Annotated in this window: 19 protein-coding genes and 1 pseudogene; 15 read left to right on the plus strand and 5 right to left on the minus strand. The window is 65.4% G+C overall.

Annotation, left to right across the window (positions count from 1 at the left end):
- The first annotated feature begins 102 nt into the window (after window positions 1-102).
- From C491_RS03440 to metG, 5 genes are all read left to right on the plus strand, one after another.
- Window positions 103-504, plus strand: coding sequence for a prefoldin subunit beta (locus tag C491_RS03440; protein ID WP_005553807.1), 402 nt, complete (start codon window positions 103-105; stop codon window positions 502-504).
- The gene (locus C491_RS03445) at window positions 505-753 is read left to right on the plus strand and encodes a DUF3194 domain-containing protein (RefSeq protein WP_005553808.1); all 249 of its coding nucleotides are present in this window, start codon (window positions 505-507) and stop codon (window positions 751-753) included. It begins immediately after the preceding gene.
- Between the two features lie 269 nt (window positions 754-1,022).
- A complete protein-coding gene (hflX, locus tag C491_RS03450; RefSeq protein WP_005553809.1) occupies window positions 1,023-2,336 on the plus strand; it encodes a GTPase HflX in 1,314 nt (437 codons plus the stop codon).
- A gap of 70 nt (window positions 2,337-2,406) precedes the next feature.
- A complete protein-coding gene (locus C491_RS03455; protein WP_005553810.1) occupies window positions 2,407-2,736 on the plus strand; it encodes a hypothetical protein in 330 nt (109 codons plus the stop codon).
- A 49-nt stretch (window positions 2,737-2,785) separates the two neighbouring features.
- Window positions 2,786-4,888: a methionine--tRNA ligase gene (gene metG, locus C491_RS03460; RefSeq protein ID WP_005553811.1), complete on the plus strand. Its 2,103-nt coding sequence runs from the start codon at window positions 2,786-2,788 to the stop codon at window positions 4,886-4,888.
- Window positions 4,889-5,476: 588 nt separating this feature from the next.
- On the opposite strand, the gene C491_RS03465 is transcribed toward metG, so the two are convergent.
- Window positions 5,477-5,764 carry a GYD domain-containing protein gene (locus tag C491_RS03465; protein WP_005553812.1) on the minus strand — a complete coding sequence of 96 codons (288 nt, stop codon included), beginning with the start codon at window positions 5,762-5,764 and terminating at the stop codon, window positions 5,477-5,479.
- A gap of 118 nt (window positions 5,765-5,882) precedes the next feature.
- Between C491_RS03465 and pyk the strand changes: the two genes are divergently transcribed.
- From pyk to C491_RS03495, 6 genes are all read left to right on the plus strand, one after another.
- The gene (gene pyk / locus C491_RS03470) at window positions 5,883-7,643 is read left to right on the plus strand and encodes a pyruvate kinase (protein WP_005553813.1); all 1,761 of its coding nucleotides are present in this window, start codon (window positions 5,883-5,885) and stop codon (window positions 7,641-7,643) included.
- 45 nt (window positions 7,644-7,688) lie between these two features.
- On the plus strand, window positions 7,689-8,039 hold the full coding sequence (locus C491_RS03475) for a DUF7312 domain-containing protein (protein ID WP_005553814.1): 351 nt from the start codon (window positions 7,689-7,691) through the stop codon (window positions 8,037-8,039).
- 42 nt (window positions 8,040-8,081) lie between these two features.
- On the plus strand, window positions 8,082-8,684 hold the full coding sequence (locus C491_RS03480) for an NfeD family protein (RefSeq protein ID WP_005553815.1): 603 nt from the start codon (window positions 8,082-8,084) through the stop codon (window positions 8,682-8,684).
- 58 nt (window positions 8,685-8,742) lie between these two features.
- Window positions 8,743-9,948, plus strand: a complete 1,206-nt coding sequence (locus tag C491_RS03485) for an SPFH domain-containing protein (protein ID WP_049891414.1) — start codon at window positions 8,743-8,745, stop codon at window positions 9,946-9,948.
- Window positions 9,949-10,068: 120 nt separating this feature from the next.
- Window positions 10,069-11,160, plus strand: a complete 1,092-nt coding sequence (locus C491_RS03490; RefSeq protein WP_005553818.1) for an SPFH domain-containing protein — start codon at window positions 10,069-10,071, stop codon at window positions 11,158-11,160.
- An 81-nt stretch (window positions 11,161-11,241) separates the two neighbouring features.
- Window positions 11,242-11,859 (plus strand): winged helix-turn-helix transcriptional regulator, encoded by a 618-nt coding sequence (locus C491_RS03495; protein ID WP_005553820.1) that lies wholly within the window; start codon window positions 11,242-11,244, stop codon window positions 11,857-11,859.
- 66 nt (window positions 11,860-11,925) lie between these two features.
- On the opposite strand, the gene C491_RS03500 is transcribed toward C491_RS03495, so the two are convergent.
- A complete protein-coding gene (locus tag C491_RS03500) occupies window positions 11,926-12,159 on the minus strand; it encodes a DUF7123 family protein (protein ID WP_193787526.1) in 234 nt (77 codons plus the stop codon).
- Between the two features lie 188 nt (window positions 12,160-12,347).
- Window positions 12,348-12,828 (minus strand): annotated as a pseudogene (locus C491_RS03505) (DUF84 family protein).
- Window positions 12,829-13,053: 225 nt separating this feature from the next.
- On the opposite strand from C491_RS03505, the gene C491_RS03510 reads away from it, so the two are divergent.
- Together C491_RS03510 and C491_RS03515 are read left to right on the plus strand one after the other, a co-directional pair.
- The gene (locus C491_RS03510; protein WP_005553824.1) at window positions 13,054-14,034 is read left to right on the plus strand and encodes a transcription initiation factor IIB; all 981 of its coding nucleotides are present in this window, start codon (window positions 13,054-13,056) and stop codon (window positions 14,032-14,034) included.
- Window positions 14,035-14,082: 48 nt separating this feature from the next.
- Window positions 14,083-14,787, plus strand: coding sequence for a type I 3-dehydroquinate dehydratase (locus tag C491_RS03515; protein WP_005553826.1), 705 nt, complete (start codon window positions 14,083-14,085; stop codon window positions 14,785-14,787).
- Between the two features lie 18 nt (window positions 14,788-14,805).
- On the opposite strand, the gene C491_RS03520 is transcribed toward C491_RS03515, so the two are convergent.
- The gene (locus tag C491_RS03520) at window positions 14,806-15,240 is read right to left on the minus strand and encodes a DUF7344 domain-containing protein (RefSeq protein ID WP_005553827.1); all 435 of its coding nucleotides are present in this window, start codon (window positions 15,238-15,240) and stop codon (window positions 14,806-14,808) included.
- A 500-nt stretch (window positions 15,241-15,740) separates the two neighbouring features.
- Between C491_RS03520 and C491_RS03525 the strand changes: the two genes are divergently transcribed.
- Window positions 15,741-16,532: a hypothetical protein gene (locus tag C491_RS03525; RefSeq protein ID WP_005553828.1), complete on the plus strand. Its 792-nt coding sequence runs from the start codon at window positions 15,741-15,743 to the stop codon at window positions 16,530-16,532.
- A 79-nt stretch (window positions 16,533-16,611) separates the two neighbouring features.
- Here the strand turns inward: C491_RS03525 and C491_RS03530 are convergent, their stop codons facing one another.
- A complete protein-coding gene (locus C491_RS03530) occupies window positions 16,612-17,139 on the minus strand; it encodes a DUF7344 domain-containing protein (protein WP_049891454.1) in 528 nt (175 codons plus the stop codon).
- Between the two features lie 354 nt (window positions 17,140-17,493).
- Here C491_RS03530 and C491_RS03535 point away from each other — a divergent pair, with 354 nt between their 5' ends.
- Window positions 17,494-18,207, plus strand: a complete 714-nt coding sequence (locus C491_RS03535; protein WP_005553830.1) for a SipW-dependent-type signal peptide-containing protein — start codon at window positions 17,494-17,496, stop codon at window positions 18,205-18,207.
- Window positions 18,208-18,302: the final 95 nt, after the last annotated feature.

Here is an 18,302-nt window from a genome sequence, read left to right on the forward strand (position 1 = left end):
GGGGGATAGGTTTCGAGGTTGCACGCCCAACGGGCTCGGACGCACGCTTTCGTTCGAGCGACAAAGCTTGGCTTTATCAGTCCGGAGGGCGACGGTCGAGATATGCAAGGAAACCTGCCGCCGGAAGCACAGGAGAAAATCGAGCAGCTCCAGGGCCTTCAGGAGACCGCACAGGAAGTCGCCATGCAGAAACAGCAGGCCGAGACGAACCTCGAGGAGGCTGAGAGCGCCCTCGACGAGCTCGACAACATCGACGAGGAGACGACGATGTACCGTAACGTCGGCGAGCTGTTCGTCGAGACCGACTACGACACGGCCGAGGACGACCTCGAAGAGAAGGTCGACACCCTCGAGATCCGTCTCGAGACCCTCGAGAAGCAGGAGGAGCGCGTCCAGGAGCAGTTCGAGGACCTCCAGGGCGAGCTCGAGGAACTGCTCGGCGGCGCGGGCGGCGGCATGGGCGGCCCGGCAGGTCCGGGCGGTCCCGGTGCCGGCGGCGCGTAAATGTCGAGTGAGGAGCCGACCGACGAGGAGATCGTCCAGACCGCCTCCGACGCAGCGGAGGGACTGATCTTCTCCCGGTACAAGCAATCCGAGGTTCGGGACTACGACGTGACGGTCGTCTTCGAGGACGGCGTCCTCGAGGTCGACGTCTACCTGAACGCGCCCGAAGACGGGGCCGACCCGGAGCAGGTCGCCGACGACGCCGCCCTCGCCGCGCGCGAGGCCGTCGACGAGCTGTTCGGGGAGTAAGGTATTCGGCTCGCTTTTCGCGACGAGTTCGATCGAAACGGCCGTACTCCCGAGAGGATATGTCACAGCTACCCACACTACCACAACCGATTAGTGGTATGCTCGGCAAATCCACGCCACAGCAGATGGAGATCGTTTTCGCTCGGTGAGTCGGGTTCGCCGCCGTCGTCGACGGTTCGGTCGACGGCGACGCAGCCCCCGATCCCCGCTCGTTTCGCCCGGCACGGACTCGAGCCGGAGCCACGCAGTACTCGCAGCTACAGACGCTCATGTCACGATCAGCACCCACGCAGACCGCACGCACAGTTATCGCGAAACGATCGCCGAACGCCCCCGTCGAGACCGACGAGATCGAGGCGCTCGTCCGGGCCAACGGGGACGACGTCGTCGCGACCGTCACGCAGGTCGGACCGAACGACTCCGGGACCTACCTCGGCAGCGGGAAGCTCGAGGAGCTCGCGACCGTCGTCGAGGAGCAGGAAGCCGGCCGCGTCGTCGTCGACGGCGAGCTCACGCCCGACCAGCACCACACCATCGAGCAACGGATGCCCGAGGAGACGATCGTCGTCGATCGCTACCGGCTCGTCCTCGAGCTCTTCGAGAGCCAGGCCGGCACCCGTCGGGCCCAGCTTCAGGTCGAGCTGGCGCGCCTGCGCTACGACCTGCCGCGGGTGATCGCCGCGGCCGACGAGGGGATGTTGAACCAGCAGACCGAGAAGGGGTCCCGGATCTACGACGTCGAGGAGCGGATCGACCGCCTCGAGACGAAACTCGAGGAGCTGCCCGAGCCCGCCGAGCAGTTCCGGCAGCGCCGCCGCGAGGAGGGGTTCGATCTCGTCACCCTGGCGGGCTACACCAACGCCGGGAAGTCGACGCTGCTGCACCGACTCGCCGACGAGATGAGCCTCGAGGATCGCGACGAGGACGCTCACTCGGACGGCGACGGAAAGGACGCCACCGCGGCGATCGAGGATCGGCTGTTCGAGACCCTCGAGACGACGACCCGTCGGGCGACCCTCGAGGGCCGGCCCGCGCTCGTCACCGACACGGTCGGGTTCGTCGACGACCTGCCCCACGACCTCGTCGAGTCGTTCAGTTCGACGCTGTCGGAGGCGGCCGCGGCCGACGTCGTCGTTCTGGTCGTCGACGCCGGCGATTCCCTCGAGACGTTCCGCGAGCGGCTGTCGGTGTCCCTCGAGGTGCTCGACGCACAGGGGGTCGACGACGATCGGATCGTCCCCGTACTCAACAAGGCCGAGACGCTGTCCGACGAGGAGCGCCGACGACGCTCCTCAGTAGCTGCGGATCTCATTCCGGAATCGGCGGCCGACCCGATACTCGCGAGCCTGCTCGAGGGGACGAACCTCGAGGCCGTTCGCTCGGCGATTCGGGAGCGGTTCCCCGAGGAGCGGGCGACGCTTCGGTTGCCGAACACCGACGACGCGATGTCGCTGGTCTCGACTGCTTACGACCGCACGACCGTCGAGTCGGTCGACTACGAGGGCGAGACGGTCACGCTTACGTGTCGCGGTCGGCCGTCCGTGCTCGAGCGGCTGCAGGGTCGGGCCGAAAAGTTCGGGTAAGCGGGGCACGGCCGACCGTGGTTGAGAGCCGATCGATACCCGTTTGGCACGTCGCCGGAAGATAGTCAGTATGGGCCTGGACCGGATCGACGCCGTCTCGATCGTCGGCGTCGGCACGCTGATCGCGGCGTCGACCATCCTCGAGGGCGTCCTGGTGGCGGCCGCGCTCGGCGGCTTCGCGCTCTCGCTCTCGAGCTGGCGGCTGTACGGCGGGCGACCCTGGGAGGCGCTGGCCTGGCTGGCGTGGGTGGTCACCGCCGTCTCGCTCGTCGTCCCCGTCGGTGGTGCGATGTCGACCGTCGTCTTCTTCGCGTCCCTGCTGGTCGGGCTCGGACTGCTGATCGGCGCTCGAGCCGGCCTGCTGCCGGAGGTCTGGGTCGTCGGCGACGCGACCGAGTGACCGAGCGGAAACCGGCGGCTTTTACGCCCGGCACCGACTCATGGCGAGTATGAGCACCGACGAGTTTCCAACTGACAGTCCCGCGATCGTGACCTGCGGGTTGCCCTACGCCAACGGCGACCTCCACATCGGTCACCTCCGCGGATACATCGGCGCAGACGCCTTCAACCGCGCGCTCGAGACGCTGGGCCAGGAGACGGCCTACGTCTCCGGCTCGGACATGCACGGCACGCCCGTGGCCGTCAACGCCGAACAGGAGGGCGTCGATCCCGCGGAGTTCGCGCTGGACTGGCACGAGCAGTACGAGGAGACGTTTCCCAAGTTCAACGTCGACTTCGACAACTACGGCCACACCCACGACGAGACCAACACGGAACTCACCCAGGAGATCGTCCGCACCCTGGACGAGGAGGGCTACGTCTACGAGAAGGAGATCCAGGTCGCCTACGACCCCGACGCCGACCAGTACCTGCCGGATCGCTACGTTCAGGGCACCTGTCCGTACTGCGGGGAGAAGGCCCGCGGCGACGAGTGCGACGAGGGCTGTCAGCGCCACTTAGAGCCCGGCGAGGTCGAGGATCCGAAAAGTACGATCACCGGGAACCCGGCCGAATACCGCCACCGCAGCCACAAGTTCTTCCGCGTCTCGGAGTTTTCGGACTACCTCACCGAGTTCTTGGACGGCCTCGAGGGCACCTCGAACGCGCGTAACCAGCCCCGTCAGTGGATCGAAGAGGGGCTGCAGGACTGGTGTCTCACGCGGGACATGGAGTGGGGGATAGACTACCCCAATGGCGATGACGAGAGCACGGAAGACGTCGTCCTCTACGTCTGGGTCGACGCCCCCGTCGAGTACATCGCCTCGACGAAGCAGTACAGCGAGCGCGTCGGGACCGACGAGTACGACTGGGAGCGCGTCTGGAAAGACGACGGTGAGATCGTTCACGTCATCGGCCGAGACATCATCCAGCACCACACGATTTTCTGGCCCGCGATGCTCGAGGGCGCCGGCTACAACGCCCCTCGAGCCGTGGCCGCGACCGGCTTCATCACAATCAACGGGAAGGGGCTCTCGACGAGTCGCAACCGCGCAATCTGGGCCGAGGAGTACCTCGACGAAGGGTTCCACCCCGACCTACTGCGGTACTACCTGACGACTACTGGGGGTCTCCAGCAGGACGTCGACTTCTCCTGGGACGCTTTCCAGGAGAAGGTCAACGGCGAACTCGTGGGAACGGTCGGCAACTTCTGGTACCGCTCGCTGCTGTTTGCCTACCGGAACTTCGAGGGGACGCCGGACGCGGACGTCTCGGAGGAAGTGCAGGAACGCATCGAGGGCGCCATCGGCGAGGTCCGCGAGGCCGTCAACGACTACTCGCTGCGCGGCATCGGCCAGGCCGCCACTCGTCTGGCGCAGTTCGGCAACGAGTACATCCAGCGCAACGAGCCCTGGAAGCTCACCGACGAGGATCCCGAGCAGGCCGCGCAGGTCATCCGCGACTGCGTCCAGATCGCCAAGGCCGTCGCCGTCCTGCTCGAGCCGATCACGCCCGACAAATCCCAGCTGCTGTGGGACCAGATCGGCGAGGACGGCGAGATCGCGGACGCCGGTCTCGAGGCCGCCCTCGAGGCGCCACCTCGAAACTTCGCGGAGCCCGGCGAGCTGTTCGAGAAGATCGAGGACGACCGCGTCGACGAACTGAACGAGAAGCTCGAGGAGCGCGTGGCTGCGGCCGGTGACGGGGAAAGCGAAAGCGACCACACCGACGAGGGCGAAACCGCAGACATGGCAGACGGAGACGAGGAGACGAGTGACCTCGAGCCCCTGCTCGAGGACCGCATCGGCTTCGAGGAGTTCCAGGACGTCGACATCCGCGTCGGCCGCATCGAGACGGCCGAGGGGATCGAGGGCGCCGACGACCTCGCCAAACTCGAGGTCGACATCGGCTTCGAGACCCGCCAGGTCGTCGCGGGGATCAAGCAGCTCCACGACCTCGAGGAACTCCCCGGCGAGAAGTGCATCCTGCTGGCGAACATGGAGCCCGCCGAGCTGTTCGGCGTCGAGTCGAACGGAATGGTGCTCGCCGCGGGCGAGGGGGCCGACCTGCTGACGACCCACGGCGACGCCGAGGTCGGCGAGAAGGTTCGATAGGCACCCCTCGATTTTTGCTCGAGTCGGGTGCGTTTTAGACCCAATGGTACTCGAAGGGGTCGTTGCGTAGGGAGTGCGAATGGAACAGCCGGCGATACGTCTGCAGTGCCGACCAACCACCACGGGGTGGGACTGAAAGGGGCTGGCGTTCTCGGGCGTTCCGACGACACAAGCACGCGACTGCAAGGAGCGTGCGCAGCGAGTCAGAACGCCCGAGAACGGCAGGGGCTTTCGCGGTAATACCGATAGAAGCAGACGCTGTTCGTACGAACACAGGGAATCGCCACGCCCTCCCTACCCAATTCTCTCACTCGCTTTGCTCGTTCGCTCATCCACTGGAAGACGCGCTGCGTCTTCCAAGCCGTTCGCTCGCATGGCTCGCGAAGACCTCGCGCAGCGTCGTTGACCGTCCTCACAGACGTTCGGCCGGTCGACAGCGCGCGCCACCGCAGGTGGGATGGTCGGACCGAGCTGATACGTCGTTCACCTGTACGTACCGCGAATTCCTAGGTAGAGGGAACCCGGTCAGGATCGACGTGTGGGTCGTGAGGCCGTCGTCCTCCGACGTCCCTCGAGACACGAGCCGATTTAGACTTCGTCGACGAGGTCGGCGAAGTCGTCGGTGTCCTTCAGTGCCATCGTCTGGGCGTCCAGCCCGTGTCGATGCATCGTCAGTGCGGCCTTGTACGCCGAGTCCTGGTCGGGAGCCTCGAAGATGACGAGGAAGTCGTGCTCGCCGAGCATCGCGTAGGAGTCCTCGAGCGTGGTGTCGTGTTCCTCGAACTCCGTTCTGATCTCGCCCCAGATCGAGGCGAGTTCCTGCATGTTCTGGACGTCACGGTCGGCAAGCTCCACGACGGACGCGAACGTTGGCATATACAAAGAGAGGCACGAACCTCGGAAAACCGTTCCCGTGGCACATGATGGGTCGGGAAGGAACTCGAGACCGAGTAAACCACGCAGCTTTTTGACGGTGCTCGCGCTATCAGGGGACATGAGAAACGCGAAGATCGTCTGTACCCTGGGTCCGGCCTCGGACGACCGGGGAACGATTTCGGCACTCGCCGACGCCGGGATGTCCGTCGCTCGGCTGAACGCGAGCCACGGCAGCCTCGAGGATCGAGCGACGCTGATCGACCGCGTGCGCGCGGTCGACGAACAACGGGACGAGCCGGTGGCCGTCATGCTCGACATGAAGGGACCGGAGGTCAGGACGGCCCCGCTCCCGGAGGGTGAAACCGTCTCGCTCGAGACGGACTCCGAGATCGAGTTCGTCGAGGGCGACGAGGCCTCCCCCGAGCGCGTGGGCCTCTCGCTTCCCATCCGGGAGGTCGAGGCGGGCGACCGCATCCTGCTCGACGACGGCCTGATCGAGACGACGGTGCTCGAGCGCTCCGGCGGGTCGGTCCGGGCTCGCGTCGACACCGGCGGCGAACTCGGCGGCCGCAAGGGTGTCAACGTCCCCGGCGTCGACCTCGACCTCGATATCGTCACCGACTCCGACCGGAAGGACCTCGAGCTCGGCGCCGAGAAGGAGGTCGACTTCGTCGCGGCGAGTTTCGTCCGCGACGCCGAGGACGTCTACGAGGTCAGCGAGGTCCTCGAGGAGCTGGGCGCCGAGGACATTCCGATCATCTCGAAGATCGAACGGGCGGGGGCCGTCGAGAACTTAGACGAGATCATCGAGGCCTCCTACGGGATCATGGTCGCTCGCGGCGACCTGGGCGTCGAGTGTCCGATGGAGGACGTTCCGATGATCCAGAAACGGATCATCCGAAAGTGTCACAACGCGGGCTCGCCAGTGATCACGGCGACGGAGATGCTCGACTCGATGGTCCACGCCCGACGACCGACCCGCGCGGAGGCCTCCGACGTCGCCAACGCCGTCTTGGACGGCACCGACGCAGTGATGCTCTCCGCCGAAACGGCGATCGGCGATCACCCCCCCGAGGTCGTCGACGCCATGGACAGCATCGTCCGCCAGGTCGAGAACACGGAGGAGTACGCCGAGACCCTCGAGCAGCGCGTGCCGACCGCGGGCGAGGCCCGGACCGACGCGCTCGCTCGTTCGGCTCGCTACATGGCCCGGGACATCGGCGCGGAGGCGGTCGTCGCCGCGACCGAATCCGGCTACACCGCGCTGAAGACGGCGAAGTACCGTCCGGGCGTTCCGGTCGTCGCCTCGACGCCGAACCACGACGTGCGTCGACGACTCGCGCTGTCGTGGGGCGTGACGCCGCTGTACGCCCGGGTCTCCGATCAGGGTGCTGACGCCGTCGTCGAGAAGGCCGTTCAGGCGGCGCTCGACGCTGGCGTCGCCGACAGCGGCGACACCGTCGTCGTCCTCTGTGGCATGATGACCGAACTCGAGGGCGCGAACACGACGAACATGATGAAGGTCCACGTCGCCGCGGACGCGCTGACGACGGGACGGGTCGTCGTCGAGGGTCGGACGACCGGCCCCGTCGTTCGGCTCCGAGATGGCGACCTCTCGTCGATCCCCGACGGCGCGATCGTCGCGCTCGGGACGGCGTTCGACGACGAGTTCGAGGGCGACCTCGAGCGGATCGGCGGGATCGTCAACGCCCAGCGGGGGATGACGGGCTACCCCGCGCTCGTCGCCCGTGAGATCGACGTCCCGATGATCAGCGGGGCCGACGTCGACGAACTCGAGGACGGATCGACGGTGACCCTCGACGCCGAGCGCGGCGTCGTCTACGGCGGCAACATCGCCCCCCGGTCCGAGCGGAACTGAGTCGAGGACCGCGGGTTTTTGACCGCGGCGCTCTAACCTCGAGGTATGGCAGGCGACGCCTCCGGCGACCGACGCGAGGGCGACGACGGGACGCGGGAGCAGCCGACGGCGGGGTCGACCGACGAACGGGAAACGGTGCGGAACGTCCGGGACACCTCCGGTATCGAGCCCGCCCGCAGCGGTGATCGCGATCGAATCCCGATCGACCTCTCGAGCTACGATACCGACGAGACGGACGCGAGCGAGGAGACCGAGGAGGACGACCCCTACGCGCCCGAGCCGAGTTCGACGCCGATCGAACGCGGCGATCCCACCCTCGAGAACGCGGTCTTCGTCGTGCTGGGCGCGATCGCGATGCTTCTCGTGATCGCCCGCGTTGTCTCGCTGCCCTTCTGAGCCCACTAAACATTTAATCACGGCGAGACCTTAGCATCGGACATGATCGAAGTTCTCTTCGAAAATATGCCCCTCGTGTTGCTGGCGACGGGTCTCGTGTTGATGGGGCTCGAGGCGCTGTCGCCGGGGGCCCACCTGATCGTCATCGGCATCGCCCTGGTCGGTGCGGGGCTCATCGGGATGCTGTTCCCGCCGGCGGCGAACCTGCTGGTGCTGGCGGGGCTGACCCTGGCGATCGGGCTCGTGGCGACCTACGTCTACCGCGAGTTCGACTTCTACGGCGGGAAGGGGACCCCCCAGACCTCGGACTCGGAGTCGCTGGCCGGAACCACCGGCTACGTCACCAAGACCGTCACCAACCGCGGCGGCGAGGTCAAACTCGAGCAGGGCGGGTTCGCCCCCTACTACAGCGCCCGGACCTCGAGCGGCACCATCGAGGAGGGCGAGGAGATCATCGTCCTCGATCCCGGCGGCGGGAACGTCCTGACCGTCGAGTCGCTTGGCTCGATCGGCGAGGACGAGATCGACCGGGCGCTCGCCCGCGACTCCTCGAACGCCGAGGAGCCGACGGTCGACGAGACCGGATCCGCGGAATCGAACGCCGACGACTCGATCCGCGAGCCCGAAACCGAGAAATCCGGCTGACTGCCGGGACATGTTGACCAGGGGAACGTTTTTCCCCTCACCGCCGTAAGATCGACGTATGGCGATCGAATTACTCCCCATGCAAACCGGCGGTGCACTGCTGTTTCTGGGTGCGCTGGTTCTCGTCGTCGTCGTCGCCGCGCTACTGAGCGCGATCGAGATCGTCGACGCCTACGAGAAACGCGCCCTGACCGTCTTCGGCGAGTACCGCAAGCTGCTCGAGCCCGGGATCAACTGGGTCCCGCCGTTCGTCTCGAACACCTATCGGTTCGACATGCGAACCCAGACCCTTGACGTCCCCCGGCAGGAGGCGATCACGCGGGACAACTCGCCCGTGACCGCCGACGCCGTCGTCTACATCAAGGTGATGGACGCGAAGAAGGCCTTCCTCGAGGTCGACGACTACAAGAAGGCCGTCTCGAATCTCGCCCAGACCACCCTCCGCGCCGTGCTGGGCGACATGGAGCTCGACGACACGCTCAACAAACGCCAGGAGATCAACGCGAAGATCCGCCAGGAGCTCGACGAACCCACCGACGAGTGGGGCATTCGAGTGGAGAGCGTCGAGGTTCGAGAGGTGAACCCCTCGAAGGACGTCCAGCGCGCCATGGAGCAACAGACCTCCGCGGAACGGAAACGGCGCGCCATGATCCTCGAGGCCCAGGGTGAACGCCGCAGCGCCGTCGAGAAGGCGGAAGGTGACAAGCAGAGCGAGATCATCCGCGCCCAGGGTGAGAAGCAGAGCCAGATCCTGGAAGCGCAGGGTGACTCGATCTCGACGGTCCTGCGGGCGAAATCCGCCGAATCGATGGGCGAACGCGCCATCATCGATCAGGGAATGGAGACGCTCGAACAGATCGGTCAGAGCGAGTCGACCACCTTCGTCATGCCACAGGAGCTGACCTCGATGGTCGGACGCTACGGCAAACACCTCTCGGGCAGCGACGTCAAGGAAGACGGCGACCAGCTCGAGAGCCTCGAGTTCAGCGAGGAGACCCGCGAGCTGATCGGGCTCGACGACATCGCCGAGATCATCGGCGAGATCGACCAGGAGGCCGAGATGGACGTCGAGGCGATGGAACAGGAGGCCCAGGCGATCAAGGAGGGCGAGGATCCCGCCGAGATCACCGACCCCGACGAGGTCATCGAGGAGATGGACCAGGAGTTCCAGCAGACCGACGGCGGAACGACCGAACCCGCGGGCGACGATGCCGACCCCGACGACGCCGAACCACCGGTTGACGACTCGAGCGCAGACAACTAGCGCTCTGTCCGAGACGGCGGTTTTTGCGGTTCGGTGTGCCGACCCCTTTCGCGTCGGCTCTCTCTCATATTTGTCAGCGTATTAGAAACACTTTTGCAGTGCTGAGTTCGTCGTAGAAGCATGTCCCTGTTCACGCCGCTTTTTGTGACGACCGTCGCCGGACTGGCGATCGGACTGTTGGTGTTGTTGCTCGTTCCGATCGTCCTCCGGAGCAGTATCGTCATCGTCGACGCCTACGAGAAGAAAACGCTGACCGTCCTCGGTGAGTACCGCAAGCTGCTCGAGCCCGGGATCAACGTCGTTCCGCCGTTCGTCTCGAACACCTATCGGTTCGACATGCGGACCCAGACGGTCGACGTCCCACGCCAGGAGGCGATCACGCGGGACAACTCGCCCGTGACGGCCGACGCCGTCATCTACATGCGCGTGATGAACGTCAAGCGGGCGTTTCTCGAGGTCGACGACTACAAGAAGGCCGTCTCGAATCTCGCTCAGACGACCCTGCGTGCCGTCATCGGCGATATGGAGCTCGACGACACGCTGAACAAGCGCCAGGAGATCAACGCAAGGATCCGCCAGGAGCTCGACGAGCCCACCGACGAGTGGGGCATCCGGATCGAGTCGGTCGAAGTTCGGGAGGTAAACCCCTCGCAGGACGTCCAGCAGTCGATGGAGAAACAGACCTCCGCGGAACGGAAGCGGCGCGCGATGATCCTCGAGGCCCAGGGTGAACGCCGCAGTGCCGTCGAGAAGGCGGAAGGTGACAAGCAGAGCGAGATCATCCGTGCACAGGGTGAGAAGCAGAGCCAGATCCTGGAAGCGCAGGGTGACTCGATCTCGACGGTCCTGCGGGCGAAATCCGCCGAATCGATGGGCGAACGCGCCATCATCGATCAGGGAATGGAGACGCTCGAACAGATCGGTCAGAGCGAGTCGACCACCTTCGTTATGCCACAGGAGCTGACGTCGATGGTCGGACGCTACGGCAAACACCTCTCGGGCAGTGACGTCAAGGAAGACGGCGACCAGCTCGAGAGCCTCGAGTTCAGCGAGGAGACCCGCGAGCTGATCGGGCTCGACGACATCAGCGAGATCATCGGCGAGATCGACGCGGAGCTCGAGGCAAACTCGTCGATCGAGTTCGAGGATATCGACGAGGAGCCGTCGCCTGCAGGGGACGACACGACAGATCCCTCCCAGAGTACCGACTGAGGCCGTTTCACCGCTGATCTTGGGATCCGAGACGGAGCGAAACCTGTTTTACCGCGGGTCACATTGCTGACTGTAGAAGTCATGACATCGTCCGAAGGGGTCGACGACGACAAACGCTCGACCCTGCGTCGGTTCGCCGCACTCGGTGCCACTGCACCGGTGGCGGGCCTCTCGGAAACCGCGAGCGCCGACACCGGAGAGAGCGACGCTCGCGACGCGATCTCGGGCTACCTCTCGACGACGCCCGGCGCGCACTTCTCGAAGATCCGTGATGACCTGCAGCTCGGTACCGGCGAGACCCAACACCACCTCCGCCAGCTCGAGGAGCAAGGCGCTATCGAGCGCTACCGTGACGGCGACTACAAGCGATTCGTCCCCGCCGATCGGTTCGACGAGTTCGAGAAACGCACGCTGGGGTATCTCCGCCGGGACACCCCGCGAGGAATGCTGATCGAACTGCTGCTGTCGTCGGACTCGACGGCCGGCGACCTCGCGGACGCCCTCGAGGTCTCGGCACCGACGGTGAGCAAGTACGCCGGCGAACTCGAGGGGGCCGGACTGCTCTCCCGGGAGGACGGGTACGCGGTCGAGCGACCCGAGACCGTGCTCGTCCTCGTCGTTCGCCACGCCGACTCCTTCGGCGACCGCGCGCGTCGACTCGCGCGCAACGCCGACCAGTTCGTCGCCTACGAGGGGTAGCGCGGTGACTCGAACAGCTACTGCTCGCAGGATAGAACGCTCTAGCCGCTGCCTCGTCTCGAACCGCTACAGGCTGACCTTCCAGGTCGTACTCGAGGAGTACCCCCATTTCTCGATCTCGACGCCGGAGTCGCTCTCCTGGAGCGCCGTGATGTTCGACCCGACCTCCTTGGCCGTCATTCCCAGCTCCTGGGCGATGAGTCGCGACTTGAAGTACGTCTTCGTCGCCGCGTGCTCCCGGAAGTACTGGAGGATCCGGCGCTGTTTGCTCGTGAGGTCGGTAGCCATTGCGGTGCTCATACGACATGCCACAGTCGGAACGCTCTTAGGGGGTTTGGTACGACCGGTTAACTCGCTCCCGTCTTGCGATTGCTCGAGGCGTAGGGACGGAAACCGGAGAGCGAACCGTCGTGTTGGTACGGTCGGCTAATCGGTACGGATCGACGACTGTCCGCGGGAGAAACCTCAACGCGGTGCTACCGATCCGGCTACTCGTACCTCGGTGTCAGGAGCGGGCCGACGCTACAGGCGACCGCCTCGCCGAGCGCCCGCGTTCGGTCGGTGAGTCCGTCGGTGAGCACGCCCGCGGCCCCGTCCGTTTCGGCGACGTCGTCCCGACCGAGGACGTCGTCCATCACCGGTCCGAGTTCCTCGCCGTCCTCGAGTCGGTCCGCGATCCGATCGGGAAGCCGAAGCGTCGGTCCGCCTCCGCGCTCGATACGGTGACCGTCGGTCGCCGCGCCCCACATGATCAGCGAGAGCCCCGGCGTCCCCTCGACCCGGGCCACGCCGCCCTCGAGCCCGATCCCGTACTCGCAGTCGGTCGCCTTGAGGGCTCGTCGCGCCCGGTTCTCGGCACCGGAGACNCCCGCTCAGAGATGTGTATAAGAGACAGGGATCGTATCGCTCGAGCGTTCGTTCGACCGCGTCGACCTTGACCGGGTTCGTGCTCCCGACTGCAACGTCCATACGCAGGGCTCGGGGCGGAGCCGTTTGGAACTCCCGTTTCGTTGCTTCCGTCCCGGACCCAAGCGCTCGCGGCCCCGAGTTCTACACGGATTTTGACGATGAACCGCGTCTCGAGCGGAGCACGGCGGCGATTTCGAAACCATTAACTCCGGTGTCTCGGAACCAGGTAGGTAGCAACTCCGTCCGGATTCTGTACGCGACCTACCGGGCAGTACCCGCCATCCCATGACTAACGCATCACCGAGCACGAGAGTCCGACGTAGCGAACACGAAACGAGCGAGGAGACGACCGAGAGCGAGGAAAGCGACGTCGTCTGTCCCGAGTGTACGGGCAACCTCGTCGTCGACGACGAACACGGCGAGACGGTCTGTGAGGACTGTGGCCTCGTCGTCGAGGAGGATTCCGTCGACCGCGGCCCCGAATGGCGCGCCTTCGACGCCAGCGAGAAAAACGAGAAGTCCCGCGTCGGCGCGCCGACGACGAACACGATGCACGACAAGGGGCTGTCGACGAACATCGACTGGCGAAACAAGGACGCCTACGGCAACTCCCTGGGATCGCGCCAGCGCGAGAAGATGCAGCGCCTGCGCAAGTGGAACGAGCGCTTCCGTACCCGCGACTCCAAGGAGCGTAACCTCAAGCAGGCACTCGGCGAGATCGACCGGATGGCGAGCGCCCTGGGGCTGCCCACGAACGTCCGCGAGACCGCCAGCGTGATTTACCGTCGCGCGCTCGACGAGGACCTCCTTCCCGGACGCTCGATCGAGGGCGTCTCGACGGCCTGCGTCTACGCCGCCGCGCGCCAGGCCGGCGTCCCGCGCTCGCTGGACGAGATCGCCGACGTCTCCCGCGTCGAGAAAAACGAGATCGCCCGCACCTACCGCTACGTCGTCCGCGAACTCGGCCTCGAGGTCCAGCCCGCCGACCCCGAGAGCTACGTCCCCCGCTTCGCCTCCGGACTCGAGCTTTCGGACGAGGCCGAACACCGCGCCCGCGGCCTGCTCCAGAATGCCAAGGAGAAGGGCGTTCACTCGGGGAAGTCGCCGGTCGGCCTCGCGGCCGCCGCGGTGTACGCCGCCGCCCTGCTCACTAACGAGAAGACGACTCAGGCCGCGGTGAGCGACGTCGCCGACATCTCCGAGGTCACCATTCGGAATCGGTACCACGAGCTGCTCGAGGCCGAGGAAACCCTCGGGATGGCCTGAGCCGGCGAAACGACACCGTTTTTCGCCGCCCCGTTCTCACAACCGGCTATGGGTATCGACTTCGACTCGTTTACGCTTGCGGCCGCGACCGCCGATCTCGCCGACGCCGACGAGCCGACGGCCCGCGAGCACGCCGATGCCGTCGAGTTCCGGATGGACCTGACCGACGACCCCCTCAAGGCACTCGAGGCGTACGACGCCGACCTCCCGATCGTCGCGACCAACCGCGCCGCCTGGGAGGGCGGCGAGTGGGGCGGTGAGGACAGCGATCGGCTCGAGGTCCTCTCGGCGGCGACCGCGTTCGACGCCGTCGGCGCGATCGACGTCGAACTCGAGTCGATTCTCGAGGGGAAGGCCGAAGACGTCCTCGAGACCGCCCGCGAACGGGACGTCTCGATCATCGCTTCTTCGCACGACTTCGAGGGAACGCCACCCCGCGGCGAGCTGGTTTCGACGCTGACCGAGGCGGGCAAGTACGCCGACGTCGCGAAGCTGGCTGTGACGGCGGAGTCGAACGCCGACACGATCGCGTTGCTGTCGGCGACCGAGCAGCTCGCGTATCACGGCGATCGGGTGGCGACGATGGCGATGGGCGAGGTCGGGCGGCACACGCGGGCCGTCGCGCCGGTGTACGGCTCGCGAATCGGCTACGCGCCCGTCGACCCCGCCGAGGCGACCGCGCCCGGACAGTACGATCTCGAGACGCTCTCGAGGCTCGTGACCGATCTCGACGGATCGACGGCCGAGAACTAAACGCGCGGAGCTTGCTGCTTACGAGAGGCGGCGCTTCCAGCGCTCGAGCAGCGTCGTCCCGGAGCCGTCGGACGGCGCTCGCTCGTCACCGATCAGATCCCGCTCGAGGACGCGCGCGAGGTGACGACCGTCCGCGGTCAGCTCGACGCGTCCGCGTCCTCTGTCGTATCGGATGAATCCTCCGTCGCGAAGCGTCCTCAGGTGGATCTGAATAAGTGACGTGTACGTCCGCTTTCGTTGCTTGTAAGACACCTCCTCGACGCTCACGTCGTTTTCGCGCGCGGCGAGCCACTCCGAGAGTTCCCTGACCGTTGCCTCCCGTCCGTTCGCTCGCAGATACGTCAGCACGTGCCGCCGTCGCTGGTTACTCAACGCGTGAAAGAGTTCGTCCCTCGCGGACCGCTTCTCGTTCGATACCCCCCGTCGAACCTCATGTACCTCTCCTTCGTCCATCTCTTACCCGGCCTCGAGCGGATATTCGGCGGGCCGCTAATAAGGCAGTGAGACCGTTTATCACTGACACTGGCACCGACCGAGAGACAAGGAGGGCCTTCAGTAGACCGTAACTGTCGGTGTATCCGAAACAGTCACCGTCGGAGCTCACGCTGAAACGAGAGACGTGACTCGTCGATTCGGGAGCCAGGTGGGAAGGACAGAGCGCTATCCCGGTGTGAGCGCTCGAGCACCGGGGATGAACGAGCTTGAAGTCGTTGCACGAGCTCCCTGTCGTCTATCAGGTCGGGCTTGAAAACCACGAACGGCCTATTGAGCCGCCGAAGAGCGACGGGTGAGGGTCTCGCGAGCGACGCGTCGCCGAACGAGCGACGGGGGACCGTCCGGCCGACTCGATTGGTGCGAGCGACCGTAGTGTGGTTCGCCGACCGCTGCGAGCGACAAGTGATCGAACGCGGTAGAGTGGTCATACATATTTTGTCCAGAGTCCGAGCGAACGTATGACGAGACCATGGGCTACTCTGCTCGAGCGAGTAACCCGACCGGAGTACATCGGGGAGAACAGATGTCTCCCATGTACGGTACTCAACGTCGCGGTTGCGACGGTCGCGGCGGTCGCCGTCGGTGCCGCCGTTCCGGTCGCGGGAATCGTACTGTTCGTCGTCGCAATTGGAGCGATCTGGCTGCGAGGCTATCTCGTCCCCGGAACGCCGTCGCTGACGAAACGCTACCTCCCGAGTCGGATGCTCGACTGGTTCGGCAAGTCGTCGGAGCCGACGCCGATCGCGGAGCTGCAGATCGACCGCTACCTCAAGGAGACCGGCATCGTGATCGAGGATCCAGTCGCCGACGACCTCGTCCTCGAGCCGACGTTCGAGCGTGCGTGGCGACGGGAGTGTGCAGCCGTCGGCGTGGAACACGCCGATCGGGACGCGCTCGCCGAGCTCGTCGGCCTTCCACCCTCGGAACTCGAGATCCGCTGGCACGGCGACGCGTTCGTCGCGGTGGTCGAGGGAGAGCGGATCGGACAGTGGGAGTCCCGCTCGGCGTTCGTCGCCGACGTAGCCAGTGCCAGGCTGCTCGAGGAGCGGGTCGAGAGCTGGGACCAGCTATCGCTCGCCCAACGCAGCGAGGTTCTCGGCGCGCTGCGACTGTTTCTCGAGCGCTGCCCGACCTGCGACGGTACCGTAAACTTCGAGCAGGCAGTCGTCGAGTCCTGCTGTCGGCAGTACGATGTTGTCGCCGCGACCTGCGAGGAGTGTAACGACAGACTCCTCGAGGCCGGAGTCTGAACCACTACGCCGCGAGACCGTTCGGGGATTCTCCCTCGAGGGCTGCCGTCGGCACGGTTGTTTATCCGCGAAAGGTCGTTTATTCTCGAAACCCCGAGAGTACGAGACTTCGGTTCGCCCACAGCTGGTACAGCGAGAGGACGGCGAACAGTGCCAAAAAGAGGCTCGTCCAGAGAAGCGGGTCGACTCCGCCCAGAAGCGGAGCCTCGAGCAGGGCGCCGAGGACGACCAGCAGACCGGACACCCCGAGCGCGCGGTAGATCTCCGACCACGTCACCCCGTACCGCGTGACGACCTCCATGTAGAGATCGACTTCCCGGGCGTGCTTGCAGAGCCGGACCTGACGGCGGTCGCGGTCGTACTCGACGACGCCGACCTCCTCGAGCTGCGGGAGGTGGGTCTGGTGAAGCGAGTTGTAGACGCTCTCCCTGACGTTCGACGGCGGCGGCGTCTCCCCGGTCTCGAGGGCCGCGACCCGCTCCGACAGCTCTCGGAGCGAGACGATGCCGCCGTTCTCCCCGAGCTGACGAAGCGTCGCACTGCGGCGACTGTTCCCCAGGAGCCTGTGGATCTGGTCTTCGGAAAGGGAGGTGTTCCGGACGCGCATGAGTCGTCGATACGAATCCATGCCGACTATCGGACAAATGTATGAGGCTCGTGTCGGCGGTACGACGGTCCTGTTGGCTCGTTGGGCGCTCTCGAGAGAGATTTCGAACCCGATTCTGCTGCGGTCAACTGATCGCTCGAACGGCAGGGGTGTCGTACCGCCCGCGCTAACGACTCGATTGACAGGTTCTGGCACCGCCCAACGGATCGCTCGAGCGGTGCCATCGGACGTTAGACGCGTTGATTCGCCCGTTCGATCGGGGGATGGGGAATTGTAACTACAGGGGTATGTCCCGACGACTCGAGTAACCGGTCGCGGTCCGTCGGGCGGGCCGAGCCGGGGAGATGACCACAAATGACGAAAGACGGATTCGAAATCTCACGGCGAAAGGCGCTCGCGGGCCTGGGTATGGTCGGCGTCGCCTCGGCTGGCGCGGGACTGGGAACGACGGCGTACTTCAGCGACCAGGAGGAGTTCGACGAGAACACGATTACCGCGGGCGAGTTCGGGCTAACGGTTGACCCCACGAAGGGAGACGTCGACCAGGACGGCCTCGGGCCCGATGAAGGTGAGAAGGGGGAAGCCGCCGAGGGCGTCTTCAAGGACGGTATTATTAAAATTGAAGATGCTAAACCCGGCGACGAGTACGAGTTCTGCTGGGAGGTCACCGTCCACGACAACCCTGGCTACGTGGCGCTCAGAGTCGACAAGGACTACGATAAGAACGGCGTCGAAGCGAGTAACCTCAAGTCCGATAACCTCCCGTGGGACATCGATTCCGAGGATGACCTTTCGACTATCGGGAAGTCGGCAGAGATCTCGGCGTACGTCAACGACACGTCGGTCAGCCTCCACGACCTTCTGAACGGGAAAATCCTTCCCGGTGCTAACGGGGACTGTCACGACCCCGATGAGACGGTCGAGTTCTGTGTCGAGATCGAGATCCCAACAGACGTCGGCAACGAGATCCAGGGTGCCGAAGTTCGCTGGGATACCCGGTTCTACGCCGAGCAGTGCCGCCACAACGACCCCGAAACAGTGGTTGGCCGGCTCAGCGAGATGGAGTAGGAGCACTGGAAACGCTCGGTTCGAAACCATACCACCTGCGTTGGGACACCGGTGCCACGGACGCGGTAACGGGGGCGGTTCGATTCCGCCAGTGG

Source organism: Natronococcus amylolyticus DSM 10524 (assembly GCF_000337675.1).
Classification (GTDB): Archaea; Halobacteriota; Halobacteria; order Halobacteriales; family Natrialbaceae; genus Natronococcus; species Natronococcus amylolyticus.

Coding starts and splice junctions, on each gene's coding strand:
- C491_RS03440 (WP_005553807.1), top strand. CDS start 103: ATGCAAGGAAACCTGCCGCCGGAAGCACAGGAGAAAATCGAGCAGCTC.
- C491_RS03445 (WP_005553808.1), top strand. CDS start 505: ATGTCGAGTGAGGAGCCGACCGACGAGGAGATCGTCCAGACCGCCTCC.
- hflX (WP_005553809.1), top strand. CDS start 1,023: ATGTCACGATCAGCACCCACGCAGACCGCACGCACAGTTATCGCGAAA.
- C491_RS03455 (WP_005553810.1), top strand. CDS start 2,407: ATGGGCCTGGACCGGATCGACGCCGTCTCGATCGTCGGCGTCGGCACG.
- metG (WP_005553811.1), top strand. CDS start 2,786: ATGAGCACCGACGAGTTTCCAACTGACAGTCCCGCGATCGTGACCTGC.
- C491_RS03465 (WP_005553812.1), bottom strand. CDS start 5,764: ATGCCAACGTTCGCGTCCGTCGTGGAGCTTGCCGACCGTGACGTCCAG.
- pyk (WP_005553813.1), top strand. CDS start 5,883: ATGAGAAACGCGAAGATCGTCTGTACCCTGGGTCCGGCCTCGGACGAC.
- C491_RS03475 (WP_005553814.1), top strand. CDS start 7,689: ATGGCAGGCGACGCCTCCGGCGACCGACGCGAGGGCGACGACGGGACG.
- C491_RS03480 (WP_005553815.1), top strand. CDS start 8,082: ATGATCGAAGTTCTCTTCGAAAATATGCCCCTCGTGTTGCTGGCGACG.
- C491_RS03485 (WP_049891414.1), top strand. CDS start 8,743: ATGGCGATCGAATTACTCCCCATGCAAACCGGCGGTGCACTGCTGTTT.
- C491_RS03490 (WP_005553818.1), top strand. CDS start 10,069: ATGTCCCTGTTCACGCCGCTTTTTGTGACGACCGTCGCCGGACTGGCG.
- C491_RS03495 (WP_005553820.1), top strand. CDS start 11,242: ATGACATCGTCCGAAGGGGTCGACGACGACAAACGCTCGACCCTGCGT.
- C491_RS03500 (WP_193787526.1), bottom strand. CDS start 12,159: ATGAGCACCGCAATGGCTACCGACCTCACGAGCAAACAGCGCCGGATC.
- C491_RS03510 (WP_005553824.1), top strand. CDS start 13,054: ATGACTAACGCATCACCGAGCACGAGAGTCCGACGTAGCGAACACGAA.
- C491_RS03515 (WP_005553826.1), top strand. CDS start 14,083: ATGGGTATCGACTTCGACTCGTTTACGCTTGCGGCCGCGACCGCCGAT.
- C491_RS03520 (WP_005553827.1), bottom strand. CDS start 15,240: ATGGACGAAGGAGAGGTACATGAGGTTCGACGGGGGGTATCGAACGAG.
- C491_RS03525 (WP_005553828.1), top strand. CDS start 15,741: ATGACGAGACCATGGGCTACTCTGCTCGAGCGAGTAACCCGACCGGAG.
- C491_RS03530 (WP_049891454.1), bottom strand. CDS start 17,139: ATGCGCGTCCGGAACACCTCCCTTTCCGAAGACCAGATCCACAGGCTC.
- C491_RS03535 (WP_005553830.1), top strand. CDS start 17,494: ATGACGAAAGACGGATTCGAAATCTCACGGCGAAAGGCGCTCGCGGGC.